Source organism: Phaeobacter gallaeciensis (assembly GCF_001678945.1).
Lineage (GTDB): Bacteria > Pseudomonadota > Alphaproteobacteria > Rhodobacterales > Rhodobacteraceae > Phycobacter > Phycobacter gallaeciensis_A.
Genome location: NZ_CP015124.1, coordinates 2,713,564 through 2,737,030, shown reverse-complemented (window position 1 = coordinate 2,737,030; position 23,467 = coordinate 2,713,564). Strand labels below are relative to the sequence as shown.

Sequence of the window (23,467 nt, the reverse complement as noted above, 5' to 3'; positions counted from 1 at the left end):
AGCGGTCAATTGGAACTCCTTCCGGTTAGGATGTCTTCGCTCTTTGATGTCGAACAGCAGAACGTCCGGAGCCTGCAAGACCTCTATGAACGGCTTTGCAGACTACAAGAGGACCCCAAAAGGTTCGTGATCCGTGGCGTTCTCGCCCCAGACCGTCCCGTTAAGGGAGTGAGGAGAACGTCGCGGGCAAACAGCGATCAACCCGCGAACTTTGCCGCCTGCTCGCGTCAATGGCTCATGGTAGACTTGGACGGTATCCCTCTGCCGTCTGAATGGCAGGACTTCGAGCAACACACCCCTGAAATCCTGGACCACGTGGTATCGCTCCTGCCCCCCGAGTTCGCTGGCGTAGCATTTGCGTACCAGTGGTCTGGCAGTATGGGCTTCAAGAACGACGAGATACGGCTTCATCTCTGGTTCTGGCTGGACAATCCAGTTTCCGACCAGGAAGCAAAGGCGTGGCTACAGGAAACGCCGGTAGACCTATCGGTGTTCAATGCGGTTCAGCCACATTTCACTGCCGCACCCATTCTTGAAAACGGGGTTAAAGATCCCGTGGTCAAACGCCTTGGTCTCCATAATCCGTCCGGGTTCCGCCTGTCTGTACAGCCACCATCGGATTTATCCGACCGGGCCTTGCGTCCTCGCCATTGTCAGCACCGATCTGATACGGATCGCCTCGACGTACAGGGAATTATCCGCGACCCGGATACTGGCCTTGTGATCGATGGCCGAGAGCGTTTCATGCTGCTGAAAAGCAACGATGCGACGTGTGAGCTTATGCGGGGCCGGTCAAAGAAAGGCGATTTCCCGGATCTAACAGAAATTGCGGATTTGACCTGGGAGCTTTTCTCGGCAGAAGCCGATGTGTCCGACAACAAGTGGTCCTACTCGCATGCCTTGTCGGAAGCGGAACGAAGGAGGGACGAGCTAAAGACAGAACGCTACAGCTTCCAGTCCAGGGCTGATACCACCATGCTCCTACCGGCTTGCGAGCCGTTTACAAGGCTGTCTCCTGTGGACGCAAGCCAAGGACAGAACCGGCTGAATTCTGCACTCACGGATTTCTTCGCGGAGATAGAGCATTCTCCACGTTTGGCCCTGCGCATCACGACCGGCGCAGGCAAGACCTACTCAACACTGAAACATCTGCGGAACTACCTCGCGTCATCATTGGGCAAGACGGTCGAGGTTTACGTGCCACGTCACGATCTTGCGGAGCAATACGTTCAAGAAATTGAACGGCTTGGCGGTTTCAATGCCGAGGTCATTCATGTGATGCCCAGGACGGGTGGGCCGAGAAGGGAATTGCCGGTGCTGTGCGACCGCCCAGACTATGTCCGTGGCCTGGAGCAAGAAGGCCTCAGCGTTTATGGCAATGCCTGCTCGGCAGACGATGGCGAGAAGTGTGCCTACTTCGATTCTTGCAGATACCTAAAGCAATTCCGAGATGTGGATGTAAGCACCGACAACCACGGAAACGTGGTTCGGATCATGGTCCATCAGTACCTGCGTTTGCCTCGCAACCAGTTGATGTCTCGCCCTGACCTCGTTGTGATTGATGAGGCGTTTTTCAACGAGGTTGTCGACACCCAAACGGAAATCCCGCTGCACGAAATCCGTACGCATATCCGCACCGGCAATATCCCTGACCTTGGCCGGAAGATCTCGAACGCCTTGGAAGATGGGGAGCCGCTCCTAAAATCCCTCCGCAGCGAGGGTATCCACCCAAGTGATTTGGAAGAGGTACGGCTGGATCACCTTCTTCCCAGTTTCCCCTTCGAGCCAGAGCGACAGTCTAAGCCAAAGACAACCGGTGATCCTGTCCTGTTCCGATCCCTCAAAACACTTCTTCGGATCTTGCGCGAGGAAATGCGCCTTCAACCTCATAGAGACGAGGTCCCGCGCATTGTCTATGCTCTCTCTAGAAAGAGCGGCCAGGTTGCCCGTCTCGCATATGTGCAAGGGCTTCTCATCCCCGAAAACTGTGCTGTCTTGTGCCTTGATGCAACCGCCGACCACCGCCTTCTAGAGCCGCTGCTTGGGGCAGTCGACCTAGAGCGGATTGACGTCAAGCAAAACGCTGGCATCGTTCAAGTATACGACCGCACCGGCAGTAAAGCTCATTGGAATGGTCCCACCGGGGACGTCGAAAAGCTCGCGGAGGTTCTGAACACCTGGGCGGAATTCGGCGAGCCTCCTCTGGTGGTAAGCCATAAGGATCTCGCGGATAAACTTCGAGAGAGTGACGACATCGCCTCGGATGTGAAGATTAACCATTTCGCCGCGCTGAGGGGTAGCAATGATGCGGAAGACTGCTCGGCGATTTTCATCGCTGGTCGCAACATGCCGCCGCCGTTCGAAGTCGATCTAAAAGCACGAGCATTGTTCTGGGATGATGAAGAGCCACTCCAGCATGATGCTGCCGCGCGTCCCTCAGGTTTGTCCGAGCCATCAGAACGCCTGCCGGTTCAACTTCGGGGGTACGTTCAATCTTCCCGCAATCCGATGCCCCAATCTGGTGTGATGGTCCCCAGCTTCAGCGATCACCGCATCGAAGCTATCCACGCACAGATACGGGATGCCGAGACCATGCAGGCCATAGGACGTCTACGGCTTGTGCATTCGCCGTATCGCAAACGTGTCTTCCTGCTCAGCAACCTTCCGGTCGAAGTCGAGGTCGACGAACTCGTGGCTTTCGACGAATTGATGCCTGACCGATTGGAGATGGAGATGATGCGGAAGGGGAATATCCCTCTGACGCCGTTAGGCTTGATGAAAATGCGTCCCGACTTGGCTTCTTCTAAGGCCACTGCCGAGAAGCTCCTGCAGAGGAGCTGTATCGGAGACGTAGATTTTCTGCGAGCAGGGCCTGAGCTAATCGCAACGGGGGCGGTTGTGCTTTCCTTTAAAGCCGAGAATGCTGGCCGGAGACGGACGCACCGGCATCTGTTCCTTTTGGGCAATCACTCTGGCCAACGAGAGCCGCACCTGAACCACGGGCTGACTTCCGTGGGTCATTTCTCGCTGGATCGTGCTGTACGGTTCCTGGAAGAAGGTGACCCCCAGGTAGAAGGATCTGGTTGGGCGGGGGTTAGTGATCCCCAGATCGAGGAGGTCTTCAACTCAGACGCTCCCTAAGCAGACAAGAAGCTATATATATCCTTATAGCAAACTGTCCGCATAGCGGGGACATACCCCCCGGCCAAAACCATGGCGGAAGATATATGAAGCCTGCCACCCCTACGATCTGTGGTTTTGTCACCGTTGGCTAAAGCGGTTGGGGAGGCAGAGTAGGAGGCCACCAATCGTGCAGAGCTGGTTGACGACCTCCAGCCCCAATCTGTTGTCGGGGCCATATACGACAACCCTACGGGGGTGGGGTGGCACTCGCCCCCCCTATGCCCACACACGAGCAGAAGCCCTCTTTCCCGTATACCGGTCGACTCATACAGCGCCATCTCGAGGTCTCAGGTAGGTGAACCTCCGGGGAAGTCCTTCCTGGCCTTCTACTAGTCATACGGGGAGCCTGAGACAGCTCTCCACGGTATGCCCCTCCTGACAGCCGTGCAGCTCGATCCCAACACGGAGATACAACCGGGCAGAAGGCTGAGTCTGACAGAGCCGTAGAACAAACCGTAGAACAAATCGTGCCTGTTGACCGGGACTCCACGGGGCTGATATCCCTTATTTTGCTGATGCTTGCCGTGTCAACGGTGCCTGTAACGGGTCTCGAACCAAATTTCACACGGGCTGAAGACCCGCCCCCGGGCACCACTAAATCGCTGAAATAGTTGATTTATTTGGTCTGTTGAGATCTCAGAGCTTAGGTCCTAAAAGGTCATACACGGTTATACACTTTTCTCATAGATCTGATTTGGGCCAAGATTCCAAAAATCGAATAACTTGGATCAAGCACCTTCGTAAGGGGCTGTTGATCTACAAGACCGACCGCAGTCCGTACTACTACATTCGACATAGGGACCCGATTGCGGGCAAATATGTTCATAGGTCGCCCAAAGAGACGGTGCGTCTTGAAGCCACTGAAGTCGCTTATGAATTTGCTGACACATACCGTAGAAAAGCCAACAGCGACCACGCACAGAAGAAGGCCACAAGCTTCGAGCATTAGTAAGCGTTGCATCTAGCCCCCTAGTTGCCCCCTAAACCTGCGGGTAGTCCAAATGGTATTCAGGCCCCCGGTAACAAACAGGAGGTCAGAATGGCGGAATACGAGGTTTGGGGCTTCACAATTCGAAAGTCAGCTTCCGGAAAGAACATCTGGCCCAACGAGTTGAAGTGGGAGGCCACTCGACGCATCCGGGAAGAAGGTCAGTCAGCCGGAGATGTAGCTGCAGAGATCGGCGCTCATGAATGCCTCGTCCGCAAATGGTCGGTTGCAGATCGGCGAAGCCGAGGTGAAAAAATCCATGTGGAAGGTCCGGCATTTGCCACTGTGAGCGTCGAGGGCGACGCCCCCAGTGTGAAACCGTCTTCACCAATCGGCGGTAGCCAAGCAGGCTATGGGCGTATTCTCTGCGGAAGCGTGGCTATCGAGTTCCCTCTGGGGATTACCGAGAACGAGCTTGTGAAGCTCGTACAAGTCGCGGGGCAACTCCAATGATTGCGCCGTCGAACACCTACAAGATCTACATCGCCACGACACCTGTCGATTTCCGAAAGGGCATGGATGGTCTGGCAAACTATGTACTGAGCAATTTCGACCTCGACCCGCTGTCCGGGGCATTTTTCGTTTTCAGATCGAAAGGCCGCGACAAGATTAAGGTTTTGATGTGGGACGGTACTGGCCTTGTGCTGATCTACAAACGCATTGAGGGTGCGGGCTTCGTCTGGCCAAAATTAACGGAGGCAAACATTTCCATGACCAAGGCCCAGTTCGAAGCCTTGTTCGAAGGCCTCGACTGGAGGCGTGTCCAGTCTGCGAACTACCATCGCCCAAAGGTTGCCTAGCTTCACTGAATACAGCGGCGCGCTTGATGCTTTCTGATTGGAGTGGGTATCGAAGGTAGCGGTGGTCCCAAAGCGCGTTGAGACCTGCTGAGTAGAATAGCGAATCGGTGGGGTTGTCTCGTTCTCCCTGCCGCATCTTGGCTGCATTCCAATATGGCCTCCCACACAAATAGCCCAAGCTTTAATCAGAAATTGTAACGTAAAATCATCATGTTACGCGAGATCACAGGAATTCCTCTATCGAACTAGCTAATTGCAAAATTCTCTCTCTGGCACCTCTTTCAAGGTTGCAAGACCTCCGCATACGCCGCATCCAAATCATACCGAAACGCAGGGAAGCTCACGCGTCCGCCTTTGTTAACGAAAGGCGCAGCGTCTCGCTGCGTTCGGAAGATGAAAGACTCAATCGACAGCCTAACGGCTGACATCTTGGCCTCCGAATGCGTAAGCGCTCGCCACTTTGCTGATCGAGCGGAAGCGCTGTGGCGGGACGGTCAAATTGAGATCAGAGGCCTCCGTACTGAGCTAGAAAAGGCAAAGACGCGCAGCAAGATGAAGGATAGGAAGATTAGCGAGCTTGAAAGACAGATCGCTAACCTAAAGAAAATCGTCTTTGGCGCAAAAGCAGACCGCAATCCGAATAAGGATCAACTGCAAAAAGGCGATGGCCCATCTGACCAGTCAGCCCCGGGGCATACTCCCAATAGTGCAACGCCAAACTCTGGGAACGATCTGCATGGTCATAGGCAGACACCAAGACGTTTGGCTCCGCGCAATCGAAACGGTCGCGGCAAACGCGAGTTTCCAAAGCACCTAGAACGGTTCGAAATTTACATGGGTACGCCAGACAAAAAATGTCCCTGTGGATGTGGTGGGTCGATACGGGGATATGACATCAACGAAACGTTGGAAATGGTCCCGGCGCGTTATTATGTGGCCGTTCGCAAATACCCAAAATACCGATGCCGTGCGGCAGACAAGGTGGTGGGAACACCTTTCATACCACGTATCTTCCCTCAAACTACCATGAGCAACGGATTCTTAGCGAATGTGATTTTCATGCGTTTCGGTGCCCAACTGCCGTGGTATCGGCAGGAGGGGCTACTGAAGGCAAGCGGCATCGACCTCAATCGCAGCACCTTGATGACTTGGTCGAACCGGATAGCCATACAAGCTCTTCTGCCCCTCTACGAATTGCTAATGCGCGAACTGCTTCATAACAGTGCGCGCCTCTTCATGGATGAAACTACCATTCCGATGCTCGCGCCGGGCAAGGGGCAAACCATCACAAGCCACCTTATCGCAATTCACCGCGATGATCGTTCCTTTGGTGGCAATCTGCCCCCTATCGTCGCGTATGTTCCCAGCAAGACCAGAGCGATGTATAAAATTCATCAACTTCTCAGCGGTTGCAATGCAATCGTGCAGACGGATGCTTACGCGGGCTACGGACAATTGGGGCGAGAAGGGACGGATGTTGAAGGCATCGTCAACCCGAAATGCTGGGCACACACGCGAAGGTATTTCACTGATGAGTATAAGCGAAACAAGACGGAAGACGCCAGAATAGTGATCGAGTTGATCGCAGAGCTTTATGCTGAGGAACTGAAGATAAGGGGCAAGCCGCCCTTTGTTCGGAAGGCTCACCGCCAGAAATACAGCGCACCCGTACTTGCTCGGTTAAAGGCATTCCTTGATGAGTGTTCAGGTCGTCACCTGACAAAAGGCGGCATGGCGAAGGCGATCAACTATGCGCAAAAGCTCTGGCCAGATTTGGTTCTCTTCGTCGATGACGGTCGTATTGATCTTGACACCAACCCAGTGGAGCGGATGTTCAAGCCGTCGATTTTGCTGCGCAAGAACGCGCTGTTCATGGGCAGCGACGAGGGTGCGGAGGCGTGGGGGATTTTGTCCTCCATCGTTGAGACCTGCAAACTCAATGGGGTGAATGTCGAACTGTACCTGAATTGGGTGCTGGACCAGATTGCAACCAAGCTGCCTCGCAGCGAGTACGACAAGCTGCTGCCCTGGAACGCTCCGCAGGAGTTGTTGGTTGGCCGATAAAACGCCACAGGCCGAAATGGGTGGCAAGATTATCCGTTGTATCCACGATCTTTTTGTTGCCCGCTGGGGTCACACGTTAGATTGTGATGGCTACGTTGAAACCTCCAAAGATTGTGGCGGTTGAACCACCACCTCTAACAGCGTGCCTACTATGGATACGCGAATGGCGCAGGAATAGTCGGTAAGGAGTTAACATCAGTGCGATCCGAGGAAGAGTGCTTTCAGGAGCTTATAGAACTGTGCCGAAGTCCGGGCTTTGCACACGCAATCGCGATTCTCTGTTTCCGAGACAATTGGATCGGATTCAAAGACCAGATGACCGGCAAACTGATTGCGGACAGGAAATCACCGCAACGTCTAGTACGAACTGAGATTGCATCGTTAATCGGCGGGCTGCTTGGAGGCCCCGGGTCCATTGAACTCCCTGATCAAGCAGTGATCGCGCAGTATCTAGAGCGAGCAGAGCGCCTCCTTGAAGAAATTCATCAATGCATGGTCAAAGATGCTTTCTCCGGTTGGGAGGCGGATACCTCCCCCCTTTCAACGGGAGAGGCGATCAGAGAAGCGGCCTTTTACGCCACCGAAAGCGCTTACGCATTTCAGTACAGCGCTTTTGCGGAAATGCGTTACCAGCAGGATGAGCAATGGCTTGCCGACAACGTAGGATTTACCCTCGAAGATGCCAAGATCATCGCTGATGCGATTGTTGGCATCCAGTCTCAAAAGGCGCAGGATCACCTTGAAAGTCTTAGGCATACTGACCCGAAGCTTTGGACGATGCTTCCAGCATTCGAACTAGAGCAAGGAGCGCTAGTTACTGCTTCAGGCTTGTCAGCAAAAACTGTCGAGAATTTCTTCGATGCTTTCACTTGTGATGTCAGTTTCGATAATGCGGTTTTTCAATCTGTAACTGACTTCAATATTATCTCAGCGCGCCCCATCGTCCTCTTGGATGGACGACACTATCTGTTTCAATACGTCAGCCTCACTGAAGCAGTTTATGAGTGCCCAGCTCATTGGATGTACCAAGACGCATCATACAGGGCGGCGGCATCTAAAAACAAAGGCAACTTCACAGAGGAAATGACCTTTCAGTTCTTAAAAAGAATTTTCGGTGAAGAGCACGTCTACCAGAACTTGGATCTTTTTGATGGTGCGAATAAGGTTGGTGAAATAGATGTATACGTTTCTTTTGGTGAGATCGGGATCATCTGTCAATGCAAGTCACAAAAGCTGACGGCCGCTTCGCGGAGCGGCAATTTGGTAAAAATTCAAAAAGATTTCCAACTTGCAATTCAAGAAGCTTATGGCCAGTGCCGAGCGTGTTTTGATGGGCTTCAAGTTCAAAACGTAGTTGTAAGGGACGCGGCCGGAAATGTGGTCGACCTGAAAAGGCCAGAGAGAGTGTTCCCGATTACGGTTATTTCGGATCACTATCCGGCATTGAGTATTCAAGTTCGACAATTCCTGAAGACCAATTCTGCCGAAGGATTTGAAAACCCGCTCTGCGTCGACCTTTTCACTCTAGACGTTCTCTCGGAACTGGTTTCTTCTCCCATCCGGGTCTTAGCATACTTAGAGCGCCGTTCTCTATACTACGACCGGATAATGACGACCAACGAATTGGCCGTGCTCGGTCATTTCCTAAAAGTAAACCTTTGGCTCGAAGGTGAATATGACCTCTTAAACTTGGACGACAGTTTAGCAAGCGATATTGACGCCGCAATGATTGTGCGGCGGGAAGGCCTTCCGGGGCAAGATACTCCGGAAGGACTACTGACGCGCTTTAAGGACAAATTTGTCGTTCGTGTGATCGATGATGTTGATCGTAATCCAAATGCGCTCTGTGTTGAATTAGGGCTGTCTCTTCTTGAGATGGGAGAGGACGGTATCAACCAAATTGAGGGGTTGGTCTCAAGAATGGCGGCAAGGGGAAGAGGCGATGTCACTCTGCCTATGGAAAATCGCTCGTCCGGCCTGACCATCCATTGCAATTCTGATCCCCAGTTCATTGCAGAGCCTACGTTGCGTAAGCATATGCTACGTCGCAAGTATTTTCAGAAGGCGGACAAATGGTTGGGGCTTAAGGTTGATCCTTTGACCAAGCAAGTGCATTTCGGCGCGTATGTTCGGCAGAAGCATGCATTTAACTATGAGCTAGAACAAATGATGGCTGGAGCGCCGCCCATGGTCAAAACCGAGGATGTCTTGCGGGGGGGAGGACGACGAAAAGTTGGACGAAACGAGAAGTGTCCGTGCGGGAGCGGCAAAAAGTACAAGCGTTGCTGTGGTAATGGCTAAGCTCGGGACATTGGTAAGATGCCAACGGTTGTCGCGCTTTTCACCCTGAGCGTAGGGCGGCGCCACGACCGGGGCGGTTGTAGTTAAAGGCTGAATGCAGCCACTACGCTGCGCGTCGCATGAACGGTCCGCTTAATGTTGAATGCGTGAAAATCTATGCCCCGTATTGGCGCTTAGCGCCAATATACAAGGGGGTCAGCGTCGCTAACAGACCTCAAATCGGGGGGCAGATGCAACGCTTACGAGCATTACGCCAAGAAGCTCATGGGCATTCAAAAAGGTAAGTCGAAGTGGTCAGAAGGTGACAACAAACTCTTGAACCGATCCAAGGATGGCTTGATCTGCTACTTTGGAGAGTATGACGTGACCAAGATCACGACGGGGATGGTTCGTGATTACCTGATTCACTTGGATGAGAACCGAACAAAACGGCTCGCAGAATCAACCAAGGCAAAACACACGATCATCATTCGCAAAGTTGTGGCTCTGGCGGTCGAAGACGGCCTACTGAACGTGATGCCGGTCATGCCGAAACAGAAGACCGTCGATACGCTGATCAGCCCCACCCAATTGGTCCATTTTGAATGTTAGTGCATGATCGGCCTCGGTTCCATCGGGACGATGGATTCCGTGGTCGGTGAGCGGTAGCCCAGGGCACTGTGTGGTCGTTTGGTATTGTAGTGTTTCCTCCATTGTTCGATCAGGATTTGAGCCTCCCGTAAGCTGTAGAAGACTTCACCATTGAGCAGCTCATCCCTGAAGCGGGCGTTGAAGCTTTCGCAGTATCCGTTCTCCCAGGGCAACCCCGGCTCGATGTAGGCGGTTTTGGCACCGACGGCAGCAATCCAGTCCCGGACGGCCTGTGCAATAAACTCGGGGCCGTTGTCTGATCGGATGTAGGCGGGGCCCCCGCGCAGGATGAACAGATCCGTCAACGCGTCGATCACTTCTGTTGAGTTCAGCTTCCGCTTCACTCGGATCGCCAAGCATTCCCGGCTGTGTTCATCCAAGATGTTGAGCGTTCGGAACGCTTTCTCGTCATCCGTCCTGTGATGCACAAAATCATACGACCATACGTGATTGCGATATTCTGGCCTAAGCCGGACACACGCGCCATCGTTGAGCCAGAGCCTCCCCTTTTTGGGTTGTTTCATCGGCACTTTGAGCCCTTCACGTCGCCACAGACGTTCGACACGCTTGTCGTTCACAAACCATCCTGCATCCCTTGGCAGGGCGGCAATCCGACGATACCCGTATCGACCATACTGGCGGGTCAGCTCGATCATGTCGGCCACCAGACGATCCTCGTCGGCACGCCCAGCTGGCAGCCGTCTCTGTGTGGATCGGTGCTGCCCTAAAACACGGCAAGCCCGACGCTCTGAGATATGGAACCGGCTTCGCACATGGTTAATGCAGGCACGACGACGCGAAGGGCTCAAGGGCTCCGCCCATTTGGGCGCTTGAACGATCCACAGGATCGTTCATCACTGCGTGAACCGCTTCATACTCCCCGTGCGGCCTCCGACAGGATCAGCTTGTCCAGCGTCAGGTCAGACACAGCCCAGCGCAGCCGCTCATTCTCCTTCTGAAGCCGTTTGAGTTCTCGCAGTTGGTCGGTTCCCATGCCGCCATATTGCTTCCGCCAGCGATAGAACGTTTGCTCGGTTATCTGCAATTGGCGGATAGCATCAACACGCGGCATTCCTTGACCGCATAGCACCTCAACCTGCCGCAATTTCGTGACAATCTCTTCTGGCTTGTGTCGTTTGATTCCCATGTTTGATCCTCCGTTTCCTAACTATAGGGGCGGACCACTTCAGTGGGGGAGGATCAGTATTGCGAGCAATGCCTGAGAGGGGATCAGCAGGTTCAGCGGCCCCTTGCCGCCGCGATAGGGGATGCTCACATTCAGAGTTCGTTGGCGGCGGCACAGGGTGCTGAAATCCGGCACCGTCCAGTCCAACCCGACCAGGCGCAGAAGCGCTCTGCACGAACCCGGTCGTCTGTCAAAGCGGCATGCCAAAGAGGACCTTCATCGTCAGGCAGGTCTGGATAGCCTCATCGTTGAAAGCCCGTTGTCGACCGCGCTTGCACGTCGGAGGCGGCCTCCACACGATATCGGGATCGAACCAGATCGTCAGTGATCCGCGTTGCCGCAATGCTTCATTGTAAGCAGACCAGTTCGTGGTCTTGTACTTACTCGGGGCCCAACTACCCATGCCTCCCAGCTATCACGCTGGATTCATGCAGTGAACCCCTCACCCGATTTGTGCAACAAGGCCATCGTAGGGTGTACGCCAAACTAGCTTGCCAGCTCAGCGACCGTCCGCTCGCCCTTCAAAGCCTCAAGCCCGACTTTCGCTTTAAACTCGGGCGCATGGCTCTTCCGTTTCGACATCTCTGATCTCCTCTTCGTCGAAGATCAGCAGACAGCAAATCGCAGCTTACGTCAGTGTCCAAATTTCAGGGGGGTAGCTCAGAGAGCGGCGGCTGGGTCGCTCGAATTGTCTCTCGGGGGTGTCGCCGAAAGGCGTTGATCCTGGTCAAGACCGGGCGGCAGAGAAATACGAGGGCGCTGGAGAGAGCAAGAGATGAGCCTTGAAACACCAAACCTACCCACCTGCCCAGCGCGTTGTCCCGCCTGGAACCAAGGGGTCGCCGCCCAGCGATCCGCGAAACTATGTGCTGCAATCCGAACCACCCCTTTGGGCCAAGAGCGGTTGCTTTACCGCTGTGCAATCGCCGGTCAGGATTGTCACGATAGCACTCGGATAAAGGAACACCCGCTATGAAGATCGGCTTTGTTGGCCTCGGCAATGTAGGAGGCAAGCTCGCGGGCAGCCTGCTGCGCAACGGTTTTGATGTCACGGTGCATGACCTCAACCCCGACCTTGTGGCCGAATTCGTCCCGCGCGGTGCCAAGCCCACCAGTGGCCCCCTGGCGCTGATGCAGGACTGTGACGCTGTCATCACCTGCCTGCCCTCCCCGGCCGCCTCTGCAGCAGTCGTCGAGGAAATGCTGCCAGCCGTCGACAGCTCCAAGATCTGGATGGAAATGTCGACGACTGATGCAGGCGAGGTGAAACGCCTGGCGGCCCTGGTCGCCGAGCGCGGCGGCGCCACCATGGAATGCCCGGTCTCCGGCGGTTGTCACCGGGCTGACACCGGCAATATCTCGATCTTCGCCGGCTGCGACCGGGACACCTTTGAACGGATGTTGCCAACACTGACCACCCTGGGCCGACGGGTCCTGCACACCGGCGATATCGGCAGTGCCTCGATCCTCAAGGTGATGACCAACTACCTTGCGACGGCCAATCTGCTGACCTGCTGCGAGGCGCTGGTAACGATGAAAGCCGCCGGTATGGACATGAACACCACCTACGAGGCGATGAAGATCTCCTCCGGCACCTCCTTCGTGCATGAGACCGAAAGCCAGGTCATCCTGAACGGATCGCGCGACATTTCCTTCACAATGGATCTGGTGAAGAAGGACATTGGCCTGTTCCAGAGCATCGCAGAAGACCATGACGTTCCACTGGAGATCAGCCCCCTGATGGTTGGAATTCTGAACGACGGGATCGCGCGGTTCGGTGAACGGGAACTCTCGCCCAACATCATCCGCAGGCTGGAAGAGGCCACCGGCCTGTCGATCACCGCGCCCGGCTTCCCCGCCGAGATGACCGACGACGAGCCGGAAGAACCGGGGTACGAAGTCATTCCCACCGGCCTTTCGGCGCCGCTGGCAAAGCTATTGGACCAGTAAGGCCGGACCTTATGAAAAACGGGGCGCGATATCCTTTCGCGTCCCGTGTCTTTGGTGTCATTGACGCGCTGCTCAGGCAGAAAAGGGCGGCCTGACCTTCACTTCCAGAAAGTCCTCAAGTCCAAACCGCCCGCCCTCGCGGCCATTGCCCGATTGTTTGAACCCGCCAAACGGCGAACCGTAATCCGTGGCCCGCCCGTTGATGTGAATACCGCCTGCACGCAGGGCCCGCGCCATCCGCAGGGCCCGTGCCTCGTCCCCGGTGGAAATATAGGCGTCCAGCCCATAATCGGTATCATTGGCCAGCGCGATGGCCTCTGCTTCGGTGTCAAAGGGCGTCATCACCAGAACCGGGCCAAAGATCTCCTCGCGCCAGAGTGTCATCTCCGGGGTGACATCGAAAAAGATCGTTGGCCGGGCGAACCAGCCCTGTGCCAGTTCCGCAGGCAGATCTTCGGGGCGCCCCAGTCCGCCAATCAGCAAGGGTGTGCCTTCGTCCATGCCGATCTGGATCATCCGCTGCACGCGGTCATATTGCAGTTGATCAAACAGCGGGCCGATGTGATCGCCTTCTTGATGCGGATCGCCGACTGCCTGGGCCGCGGCGGCGCTGCGGGCGATGTCGAGGGCGCGATCATAGACGCTGCGCTCAACCAGCATCCGGGTGGGAGCATTGCAGGACTGACCGGTGTTGTCGAAACACTCCCGCACACCTTCGGTCACGCGCGCCTCCAGATCGGCATCGGCGAAGATCACATTCGGAGATTTGCCGCCCAGCTCCAGCGCCACCCGCTTGATCGTCTCCGCCGCATCGCGCGAAACCGCACTGCCTGCGCGGGTGGAGCCGGTAAAGGACATCATCGCCACGTCCTTGTGCCGGGACAGGGCAGCGCCAACCGACGGGCCGTCACCGAACACGAGGTTGAAGACCCCTGGCGGGAAGCCCGCCTCGTGGATCATCTCAGCAAAGAGTTGCGCCGATAGAGGCGTATGCTCCGAAGGTTTCAGAACGCAGGTACAGCCCGCCGCCAGCGCCGGGATGACCTTCAGAGCGATCTGGTTGATCGGCCAGTTCCACGGCGTGATCAATCCACAAACGCCAATCGGTTCGTGGCTGACGATATCACCGTTGGTCAGGGCTTCTTCTTCCTGATGCGCCTCAAGCGTGGCGATGAACGCCTCAAGATGGCCAAACCCCGAAGCGGCCTGCACCTCGCGCGACATGGTGATCGGCGCACCCATTTCAGTAGTGATCGCCTGTGCAAGGTCTTCCATGCGGGCCTGCATCACCTCTGCCAGTCGGTGCAAAAGGGCCAGCCGCGTATCCTTCGTCGTCATGGAATAACTGACAAAGGCGGCCTGCGCCGCCGCTACCGCGCGATCCACGTCCTGCGCATTGCCAAGGGTCACCTGCCCCACCTGCGCACCCGTCGACGGGGTCAGGATGGGCATGGTCTGGCTGCTGTCAGGCGCCTGCCAGTCGCCGCCGATATAGAATTCGTTCAGAACAATCATGGTCTCTCTGCCTTTCAGGGTGTCACATGTGCGATGTCGAGTGTCAGGTGCAGTTCGCGCCCCTCGTAGGGCTGCGCGGCGATTGCGGCATCGTCAAGCTCCAACCCCAGTCCGGGCGCCAGCGAAGGGAGGACATAGCCATCCTCCCATTCGATACCGCCCTTTACGCAGGACATGTAGGGCCCATCGAAACGGCCAATGCTTTCCAGGATCAGGAAATTGGGCGAAGCCGCCGCGATCTGGATATTGGCCGCCGCCACGATCGGTCCGCAATAAAGATGTGGTGCGATCTGCGCCTGTTTGACCTCCGCCATGGCAGCGATTTTCTTGGCTTCAAGCAGCCCCCCGACACGACCAAGGTTCATCTGCAGGATAGAGGCCGCACCCGTCTCAAGCACCCGGGCGAACTCATACTTGGTGCAAAGACGCTCCCCCGCGGCGACGGGGATGGAGGTCAACCGGGCGACCTCGGCCATGGCCTCCGGGCTTTCGGGGGGCACCGGTTCCTCGAACCAAAGGGGATCAAAGGGTTCCAGCGCCCGCGCCATCCGCCGCGCGCCGGACACGGTGAATTGTCCATGCGTCCCAAAGAGAAGATCGACACGGTCCCCGACCGCCGCGCGGATTTCGCGGCAAAAGGCGACCGAGCGGCTGATATCCTCAAGCCGGGGCTGGTGGCCGTCAAAGATGGTGTAAGGCCCGGCCGGATCGAATTTCAGCGCGGTAAAGCCCTGATCCGCCATCTGCACCGCGATCTCGGCCGCGATGCCCGGGTCATTGTAGGCATTGGGTTGATCCGGGTCCGGATAGACGTCGCCGCCGGTGGGGTAGATGTAGGAATAGCTGCGCAGGCGGTCATGCACGCGCCCGCCCAGAAGGTCCGCAACCGGCTTATCCGCGGCTTTGCCCAGAATATCCCAGCAGGCCATTTCCAAACCCGAGAACACCCCCATGACGCTGACGTCCGGGCGCTGGGTGAAGCCCGCGCCATAGGCCTTGCGGAACAACAGCTCGACCTGCTGTGGATCAGCGCCTTCGAACTGGCGCTCGAACATGTCACGCGCCATGGCGCAGCATACATCCGGCCCGAAGGTGGCGTTGTAGATTTCACCGACACCGGTGATGCCGCAGGCCGTCGTCACCCGGACGAAAATGAAATAGCGCCCGCCGTGGCGGGGCGGCAGGTTGCCGACGACAAAGGTTTCAAGCGTCTCAAGGCGCATATGCTGCTCCGTGTTGATTGGGGGCGATCAACTGCTGTCTTGCAGGATCAGATCTGCTGCGCGCGCGGCGAGCATCATTGTTGGCGCGTTGGTGTTGCCCGAGGTGATGTTGGGAAAAGCCGAGGCATCGACCACACGCAGCCCGGCCAGGCCATGCACCCGCAGCCGCCCGTCGACGACTGAGTCCTGTGGCCCCTCTCCCATGCGGCAGGTGCAGGTCGGGTGGTAGACCGTTGAGGCCCGCGCGCGAAAGGCCTCGAGCAGAGCCTCATCCTCAATATCGGCAAAGCCCTTGGTCTTGCAGCCGGATGTCACCGCCTTGAGCGCAGGCGTTTCTGCCAATCTCTGCAACACCCGGCTGGCACGTACAGCCATCCCGCGATCCTCGGGCGTGGCCAGTGAATTCGCCTCGATCAGCGGCCTTTCGCGCGGATCGGCAGAGCGGATCCGGATGCGGCCGCGACTGGTCGGGCGACAGGGCTGCGCCGAGAGCAAGTAGCCTTGCTGCCGGTCCATCACCACCTTGCCTTTCGGGGTGATCTCATAGGACGCCGGATTGCAGAACAGTTGCAGGTTCGGGGCCTGAGCATCCGCACCAGAGCGCACAAAGCCTCCGATCTGGTTCACCGGAACAGACAGCGGGCCACGCCGCGTCAGGGCATATGCGGCCCCTGCCCGCAGTCGCCCGGACAGGGTGCCGAGAACCGCGTTGAGTGTCTGCTCCCGCGCATGAAACTGCCAGGAAATGGCAAGATGATCCTGAAGCCCTTCGCCGACCTGCGGCAGGTTGTGGCGCACCTCGATCCCATGCTCCCGCAGCAGATCGGCCGGGCCGATGCCCGACAGCTGCAACAGCTGGGGGGAATTGATGGCGCCTGCACTGAGGATCACTTCCCCAGCGCGGGCAGTGCATCGCTGGCCACCGCGGGTATATTGCAGACCGACGACGCGGGCACCTTCCAGGTCAAGCCCTTGCACCTCGGCGCGGGTCAGCAGCGTCAGGTTAGGGCGCCGCAGGGCTGGCCTTAGAAAGGCATCGGCGGAGGACCAGCGCATCCCGCCGCGAACGGTACTGCGATAATGGCTAAGCCCTTCTGCGCCCTCTGCGTTCATGTCTTTTGCCGTGCCAAGACCAGCTTCCTGCGCAGCCTGCAGGAAACGATCCGAGAATGGATGCATCTGATCGGACAGATCCTGCACCCAGACGGGACCATCGCCCGTGCCATCCGAGTGGGTCTCCAGCGCTTGATAGGTGTCGCGGGCCTTCGTCCAGTTCCAGCCCTCGGCCCCCGCGCGCGCCCAGTCGTCAAAGTCATGCGGCAGCCCCCGGACATAGGCCATCGCATTAATCGAACTCGACCCGCCGACCACCCGTCCCCGCGGCCAGTAGATGGACCGCCCGTTCAATGCCACATCCGGCGCCGCGTGATCACCCCAGTTCAATGCCGCCCTTGCAAATGTGACGGCATAGCCAACCGGCAGCTTGATCCAGAACTTCCGGTCGCTGCCGCCGGCCTCCAGCAGCAACACGCGATGGCGACCGGAGCGGGTCAGACGCTCGGCCAGAACACATCCGGCCGAGCCTGCGCCGACGATGATAAAGTCATACTGCTGTTGCGATGGGGCTTCGGTCATGGGCGTGCATCCGGCTGCTGGAAACGTACCTCCAGATGCGCGCGGGCGCCCCCGAACTGCAAACAATGTCTATGACCGCTTTGACCCAATTCAGGTTGTGGCAGGAGGGCTTGCCACCCATTTGGCAGCACCGCATGATGGGCCGGTCAAAGAACGGAGCTCCCATGCGCAGGCTGCCTCATGTCAATTGGCTGCGATCCTTCGAGGCAGCGGCACGTCACAGTTCCTTCAGCGCGGCCGCGGAGGAGCTGCACCTGACGCCTGCCGCCGTCAGCCAACAGATCCGCCAGCTGGAGCATCATCTTGGCATTCAGCTGTTCAAGCGCCTGCCAAAAGGCGTGCAACTGACGGATATCGGGCTGGCCTATGCGATCCCGGTCCGCAAATCCTTTGTCGAAATGCAGGCGGCCACCGATGGGCTGTTTCGGGTGCAAAGCAAATCGGTCGTCCGCGTGCGCTGCTCTATCAGTTTTGCAGCCCTTATCCTGGCACCGCTGCTGCGCGATTTTGCGCTGGAGTTTCCGGAGATCGACGTCGAACTCTCCACCGCAGTTTGGTCAGACCGGATTGATGGCGCCGGGGTCGATCTGGACATCCGCTATGGCGAAGGGGAATGGCCAGAGCAGACGGTTCACCCGCTCCCCGTGGAAGGAGCCACGCTGGTGTGTCACCCGGATTATGCTGCCCATTTTGGCCCGGAGCCCGATCAGGAAACCCTAGACGGCGCGGATATCGTTCAGGTCGTGGGATCGGAAACGGATTGGGATCGCCTGTTTCATCACTGCGGCATTGATGCCCCGCGCCCGCCTCACTGGATGAAGGCCGATTCCTCCTTGATCGCCATGCAGATCCTGTCGGCGGGGCACGGCTGCGCGCTCATCTCGCGCAGTTTCGCCCGCCGCGCGCTGGACGAGGGACGCTTGGTAGCGCCTTTTGATCTGGACCTTCCCATGCAGACAAATTTCGTTCTGGTGGAGCGAGACGATCTGCGCAGGCACCGAGACGTGCGCAAGCTGATCGACTGGCTGCTGGTGCAAAGGATTTAAAACGCAGCGGCTTCCCTGCGCACCCATTCGAGGAAAAAACCCGTGTCCTGCGATGGTGCGCTGGCCGTCGTAACGAAATATCCTGTGCCCAGATCCAATGCCCCCTCAGGCCAGGCCTTCAGTGCTCCGTCCCGTTCTGCCTGCCCCGTGATCGACCGCCACCCTAGCATAAGCCCACGCCCGTCGTAGACCGCCTGCGCCGCCTGCACGTAGTTGTTGAACACCTGACCTCCACCGCGCGGACGCAGGATGCCAAGAGCCTGAAAATAGTCTTCCCAGCCCGCCCAGTTGCCATTGCTAGGATTGCGGACATGGATCAGCGGCGCCTGGGCAAGCGCGCATCCCTCGGCCAACAGCCGATCTACCAAAGCAGGCGCACCGACTGGGCAAATCGCTTCAGAAAACAGCTTTTCCGTGCGCCCTTCGCGCCAGCCACCACTGCCATAGCGCAAAGCCACATCAATACCGGGTGTCATCACTGGCAAATCGCTCGCCGGAGCCTGCACGTTTACGGTAATATCCGGGTAATCCGCGTAAAACATTGGCAATCTTGGCATCAACCAGTAGGTCGCCATTCCCACGGTGCAAGAGACCGTCACCTGCCGTTCCCCGATGGCATGCAACGCCCGGATATCCTCCAGCGTGGCCGCAATCCGCCCCAACCCTTCACGCACTGCCCGCGACAGCATCTCGCCAGCATCTGTCAGGCGCGCGGGCCGCACCCGCCGGTCAAACAACGCGACTCCCACGTGTTCCTCCAGCGCCTTGACCGCCTGACTGACTGCGGGTTGGGTCACGTTGAGACGCGCCGCCGCATCCCGCATCGAACCATGCCGCGACAGGGCTTCAAAGGTCACAAGAAGGCGCAGTGGCGGGAGATGTTCCATCGAATAACTTAATCCATAGCTTAAGTTATCTTCACCCGAAACAGGCTGTCGTCAAGGCCCTTTCCCGTGAAATGCTGCATGGCAGAAAGCAAATCAACAAACGCGGCTCCTCCATGAACGATCTCAGCTCCCCCCTCGCTATCCCTGCCGTAACCGGTCTTGGCGAAAAAGGCCTCGACATTACGCTGCCCGACGGCAAGACACACTACTTCAACTACTACTGGCTGCGCGACAATTGCCCCAGTTCCTTCAGCCCGGTCACACGCGAACGCAGTTTCGATATCTTCCACCTCGACGTGCCCCCGCGCGCCAAAACTGCCGAGCTCGAGGGCGACATGCTGGTGATCCGCTGGCAGGACGAAGACCACATCACCCGCCTGCCCCTGTCCTGGCTGGAAACCTATGCGGGCGGCAAGTCCCGCCACGATCCCGCCGACCTGTCGCGCGTCGCCTGGTTCGGTGACCATTACCCCTCGGTTCCGCGGTTTTCCCAGCCAGAGCTGGTGGCCGATGACGCCACCCGCGCCAAATGGATCGAGGCGATGCTGGTACACGGCTTCACCATCCTAACTGACATGCCGGACTCCGATGAAGGGCTGACCGAAACAGCCGAGCTGATGGGCTGCGTGCGCCCGACCTTCTTTGGCACCTATTTCGATGTGAAGACCCACATCAACCCGACCAACACCGCCTATACCGCTGGCGCGCTGGAGCTGCACACCGACACCCCGGCAGAGGAGTTCGCCCCCGGCATCCAGTTCCTGCATTGCCGCGTCAACACGGTTGAAGGTGGTGACAGCCTTTATGCCGATGGCGTTGCGGTGGCCAATGACTTCCGCCAGCGCGACCCCGAGGGTTTCAAGCTGCTGACCGAAGTGCCGATCCCGTTTTACTGCGAACATGACACCTATGATGCGCGCTCGCGCCAGTATGTGATCGAGCTGGATCAGCACGGCGAGGTCGAGGGCCTCACCATCAGCCAGCATATGGCCGATATCTTCGACCTCGACCAAAAACTGCTGGACGATTACTACCCAGCCTTCTGCCGCTTTGGTCGGATGCTGCAGGAAGAGAAATACATGATGCGTTTCCTGATGAAGGGCGGCGAATGCATGGTCTTTGACAACCACCGCATCGTGCATGGCCGCGCCGCCTATACGGCAACCAGCGGCGACCGTTATCTGCGCGGCTGCTACGTGGACCGCTCCGAGATGCGCTCCACCTATCGCGCGCTGGTCAGCGAAGGGCGGTTCAAGGCATGACCTACGCAGCAACACTCCCCGATACCGAGAAGGTCCTGCGGGAGGATCTGGCAAATGCCTTCCGTATCTGCCACATGCTGGGGTGGTCGGAAAGCGTCGGCAATCACTTCAGCGCAGCGGTCTCAGCCGATGGGCAGCAGTTTCTGCTAAACGCCAAATGGCAGCATTTCGACACCATCGCGCCAGAGGACTTGCTGTTGCTGGACAGCCAGTCCAGGGAAACACCCGCAACGGCGGATGCCTCGGCTTGGTGTGTACACGGCACCCTGCACCGCCGCCTGCCCGAGGCACGGGTCGTGCTACACGCCCATTCGCCGTATGCGACTGCGCTGGCCTGCCTCAAGGACCCAACGATGGTGCCGATCGACAATAACACAGCCCGATTCTACGGGCGCACGGCCTATGACCTTTCCTTTGGTGGCATTGCTGATGCCACCGAGGAAGGCGAGCGGCTGGCCGATGCGATTGGCGACAAATCGGTACTGGTCATGGGCAACCACGGTGTCACCATTGTCGGCGATACGGTGGCGGAGGCCTTTGAGGATCTCTATTTCTTCGAAAAGGCCGCTCAGACCCTGATCCTGGCCCGCTCGGATGGCAGCCCCCTTGCCGTTTTGTCAGATGCAGTTGCGCAGAACACGGCAGACGGGTGGCGCGCCTATCGCGGCATGGCCCAGAAGCATTTTTCATACCTATGTAGCGTACTCCCGCAGAGGCAAAGCTGAGTACTCCCCCGAACCCTGAGGTCACAGAAACAACAGGTTACCTGGAAAAAAGGGTTTCCACGGCGACTAGACGGCACAGTTTAAGCGTTGCCCGCTTGAAGGGGGGCCGCTAGCACCTTCAATGGTGTCCGCTAGGCGCACGAAGTGGCCTTTGCAAAGCCAAGGCTCCTTGAGGAGGGAACAGGCATGACTGGCCCTAGAGCGGACATTTGACAGGATGGCCAAACTTACTGCGCACCTCCCCAAAGCATCCTTTCATGGCACCGCGCAACATGGTCCAAAGGGGAGGCGACTTCCTCAGTGCGCGCACTGTCGTTTGCAGTCAAATTTCGGCTGTCGTTCCTCCTCGACCGGATCAGTTCAACGAAAGTCAGTGCGGCCTGAAAAGCGCGAGGCAGAGATCCTTTTGCCTCGGAGGCAAGATACGGCGCAATCCTTATTGCGTCATATTCCAAGAAGAACACGGGATGCGCGGATAAGCACTCTTGGGTCGAGATCGGTACGCGCCACGGGAGGAGGTGGGGTTACACGACCTGTCAAACTCGCGACCGCAGTTCGTGCAGAGCGAACTGAGTATTCCACCGTGAACACACAGTCCCGAGGGAGTTCGCAATACTGTCCTATTACGGCGAAGTTGCGAGCCCCATGCGGGCGCACATCCGGGCGGTCCCCCTCTTGACGCGGCATGAACTGGCTTGTGATGTAGGGCATCCGGCAGGGAACGATTTTCGCACTCTCGAACCATTTTCGCTGATCACCCGCCAAGCGCAGATGCCCGCAAAGCTCTTCGATGATTTCCAGCCCGGTCGCTTCCCACATTGGCTTCTTCACGAAATCTCCTTTGCGGTCACCTCGTAACCCATAGCCCCAGAAGGTGTAGGTGCCGTGTTTTTGCCCCCTGAAATGCGGCTGATGGAACAGCACAATAGATAGCGTCCAACCGGAATCGGCAAATGTCACTAAGCCGCCTGTACCAGTTCGGTTGTTGGTAAAATCCTCCATGAATTCGAAGAAATCGGGGCCGTCCATCGTCACCGTAAATGAGTTCCAGCCGGTCTTGCCTGTGTCGCCGCAGAACACTTCAGGCTTGCCAAAGCCTTCGTACTGCGACGCCAGCTTCCGCCAGAGGCTCCAGCCACCTGCGACTTGTTCGTTGAGCAGCGGTGCGCGGTCCGCGGATCCGAGCACCGATCCATCGGTCATGGACCCCAATGTAAGGTAGACGCCGTCGTCCAAGCCGACCTCAACCGTTTTGTGATCGTCCAGGGTCAGAGAGGTGACACGACGGTCCTGCCGCGTGCCTTCGATCGTCACGTCGGTCACGCATTTGTCAGTCTCGATGCGTACTCCGCGGGCCTGCAGCCAAGTCAGGATCGGGGCAATCATCGAGTCGTACTGATTGTATCGTGTCCGTAGAATGCCGGTGATACGGGTGAAGCCAGGGAATAGGTGGATGAAGCGACGCAGGTATCGCCGCATCTCGACCAAGGAATGCCAAGGCTGGAACGAAAACACTGTGGACCACATCAACCAGAAATTACTGTCGAAGAAGGTGGGCTGGAACCAGTCGTCTATCCTTTGAGCGCCCAATCCGGTTTCCGGGTACAAGAGCAGTCGGTTGAGATCGACGATATCTTGCGCGCCGAGTGTGAGATCATAGCGATCTTCTGCCGGCTTTCCGCCCCGAATAAGGCGGCAATTGGATGAGCCCGGCACCATTCGGTTGAACTCGAAGATATCATCCTTGGCAGACTTCGCCGGATCGCTCGTCAATGGAATACCTTCGAGCAGATCAAAGGTGCAGGCAAAGTGTTCCTCGAACATTCGACCGCCCCGGACCAGGTAGCCGGTCTCTGCGTCACCCGCCCCGTCAAGCGACCCGCCGACGATACCGAGTTGTTCGTAGATGCATATGTCCTCGCCATGCACACCTGCGTCCCTGCAAAGAAACACCGCCGCCGACAAACCAGCGATACCTCCACCTACGATATGGTGCTGTGACTTCGTTGCGTCTTCGGGCATGACCCGCCTCTCCTGTGATAGAACTTTTCACAGTTTGGACAGGTTTCATG

15 protein-coding genes and 2 pseudogenes are annotated in these 23,467 nt (G+C 57.4%); 10 read left to right on the top strand and 7 right to left on the bottom strand.

Annotation, left to right across the window (positions count from 1 at the left end):
• Positions 1–9: 9 nt before the first annotated feature.
• The 6 genes from JL2886_RS12995 (at position 10) to JL2886_RS19730 (ending at position 9,927) form a co-directional block, all read left to right on the top strand.
• A complete protein-coding gene (locus JL2886_RS12995) occupies positions 10–3,141 on the top strand; it encodes a DEAD/DEAH box helicase family protein (protein ID WP_197492317.1) in 3,132 nt (1,043 codons plus the stop codon).
• A gap of 1,081 nt (positions 3,142–4,222) precedes the next feature.
• The gene (locus JL2886_RS12990) at positions 4,223–4,624 is read left to right on the top strand and encodes a hypothetical protein (RefSeq protein ID WP_065272394.1); all 402 of its coding nucleotides are present in this window, start codon (positions 4,223–4,225) and stop codon (positions 4,622–4,624) included.
• Positions 4,621–4,971: an IS66 family insertion sequence element accessory protein TnpB gene (tnpB, locus tag JL2886_RS12985; RefSeq protein WP_065272393.1), complete on the top strand. Its 351-nt coding sequence runs from the start codon at positions 4,621–4,623 to the stop codon at positions 4,969–4,971. Before JL2886_RS12990 ends, tnpB begins: the two co-directional genes overlap by 4 nt.
• 393 nt (positions 4,972–5,364) lie before the next feature.
• Positions 5,365–7,035 carry an IS66 family transposase gene (gene tnpC / locus JL2886_RS19250; RefSeq protein WP_082996081.1) on the top strand — a complete coding sequence of 557 codons (1,671 nt, stop codon included), beginning with the start codon at positions 5,365–5,367 and terminating at the stop codon, positions 7,033–7,035.
• A gap of 315 nt (positions 7,036–7,350) precedes the next feature.
• Positions 7,351–9,336, top strand: a complete 1,986-nt coding sequence (locus JL2886_RS19735) for an SEC-C domain-containing protein (RefSeq protein ID WP_065272391.1) — start codon at positions 7,351–7,353, stop codon at positions 9,334–9,336.
• A gap of 264 nt (positions 9,337–9,600) precedes the next feature.
• On the top strand, positions 9,601–9,927 hold the full coding sequence (locus JL2886_RS19730) for a phage integrase SAM-like domain-containing protein (protein ID WP_065272390.1): 327 nt from the start codon (positions 9,601–9,603) through the stop codon (positions 9,925–9,927).
• Here JL2886_RS19730 and JL2886_RS19245 read toward each other — a convergent pair.
• Positions 9,924–11,113 (bottom strand): annotated as a pseudogene (locus JL2886_RS19245) (IS3 family transposase). The gene JL2886_RS19730 and the pseudogene JL2886_RS19245 sit on opposite strands and share 4 nt — an antisense overlap.
• A gap of 66 nt (positions 11,114–11,179) precedes the next feature.
• Positions 11,180–11,555: pseudogene (locus JL2886_RS19240) on the bottom strand (transposase); the annotation flags it as partial.
• A 569-nt stretch (positions 11,556–12,124) separates the two neighbouring features.
• On the opposite strand from JL2886_RS19240, the gene JL2886_RS12955 reads away from it, so the two are divergent.
• Complete coding sequence (locus tag JL2886_RS12955; protein WP_065272389.1) at positions 12,125–13,102, top strand: NAD(P)-dependent oxidoreductase; 978 nt, start codon at positions 12,125–12,127, stop codon at positions 13,100–13,102.
• Between the two features lie 72 nt (positions 13,103–13,174).
• Here JL2886_RS12955 and JL2886_RS12950 read toward each other — a convergent pair whose 3' ends face one another.
• Genes JL2886_RS12950 through JL2886_RS12940 form a run of 3 tightly spaced genes read right to left on the bottom strand, consistent with a single transcriptional unit; the run spans position 13,175 to position 17,475 of the window.
• Positions 13,175–14,617, bottom strand: a complete 1,443-nt coding sequence (locus JL2886_RS12950; RefSeq protein ID WP_065272388.1) for an aldehyde dehydrogenase family protein — start codon at positions 14,615–14,617, stop codon at positions 13,175–13,177.
• A 14-nt stretch (positions 14,618–14,631) separates the two neighbouring features.
• On the bottom strand, positions 14,632–15,840 hold the full coding sequence (locus JL2886_RS12945; RefSeq protein ID WP_065272387.1) for a mandelate racemase/muconate lactonizing enzyme family protein: 1,209 nt from the start codon (positions 15,838–15,840) through the stop codon (positions 14,632–14,634).
• A 27-nt stretch (positions 15,841–15,867) separates the two neighbouring features.
• Positions 15,868–17,475 (bottom strand): GMC family oxidoreductase, encoded by a 1,608-nt coding sequence (locus JL2886_RS12940; RefSeq protein ID WP_065272386.1) that lies wholly within the window; start codon positions 17,473–17,475, stop codon positions 15,868–15,870.
• Positions 17,476–17,639: 164 nt separating this feature from the next.
• Here JL2886_RS12940 and JL2886_RS12935 point away from each other — a divergent pair, with 164 nt between their 5' ends.
• Positions 17,640–18,521, top strand: coding sequence for a LysR substrate-binding domain-containing protein (locus JL2886_RS12935; protein ID WP_065272385.1), 882 nt, complete (start codon positions 17,640–17,642; stop codon positions 18,519–18,521).
• On the opposite strand, the gene JL2886_RS12930 is transcribed toward JL2886_RS12935, so the two are convergent.
• A complete protein-coding gene (locus tag JL2886_RS12930) occupies positions 18,518–19,408 on the bottom strand; it encodes a LysR family transcriptional regulator (RefSeq protein ID WP_065272384.1) in 891 nt (296 codons plus the stop codon). The genes JL2886_RS12935 and JL2886_RS12930 overlap by 4 nt on opposite strands.
• A gap of 113 nt (positions 19,409–19,521) precedes the next feature.
• On the opposite strand from JL2886_RS12930, the gene JL2886_RS12925 reads away from it, so the two are divergent.
• Both JL2886_RS12925 and JL2886_RS12920 read left to right on the top strand, forming a co-directional pair.
• Complete coding sequence (locus JL2886_RS12925) at positions 19,522–20,670, top strand: TauD/TfdA family dioxygenase (RefSeq protein WP_065273690.1); 1,149 nt, start codon at positions 19,522–19,524, stop codon at positions 20,668–20,670.
• Positions 20,667–21,395: a class II aldolase/adducin family protein gene (locus tag JL2886_RS12920; protein WP_065272383.1), complete on the top strand. Its 729-nt coding sequence runs from the start codon at positions 20,667–20,669 to the stop codon at positions 21,393–21,395. The genes JL2886_RS12925 and JL2886_RS12920 overlap by 4 nt, the downstream gene beginning before the upstream one ends.
• Positions 21,396–21,839: 444 nt before the next feature.
• Here the strand turns inward: JL2886_RS12920 and JL2886_RS12915 are convergent, their stop codons facing one another.
• Complete coding sequence (locus JL2886_RS12915) at positions 21,840–23,417, bottom strand: oleate hydratase (RefSeq protein WP_065272382.1); 1,578 nt, start codon at positions 23,415–23,417, stop codon at positions 21,840–21,842.
• Positions 23,418–23,467: the final 50 nt, after the last annotated feature.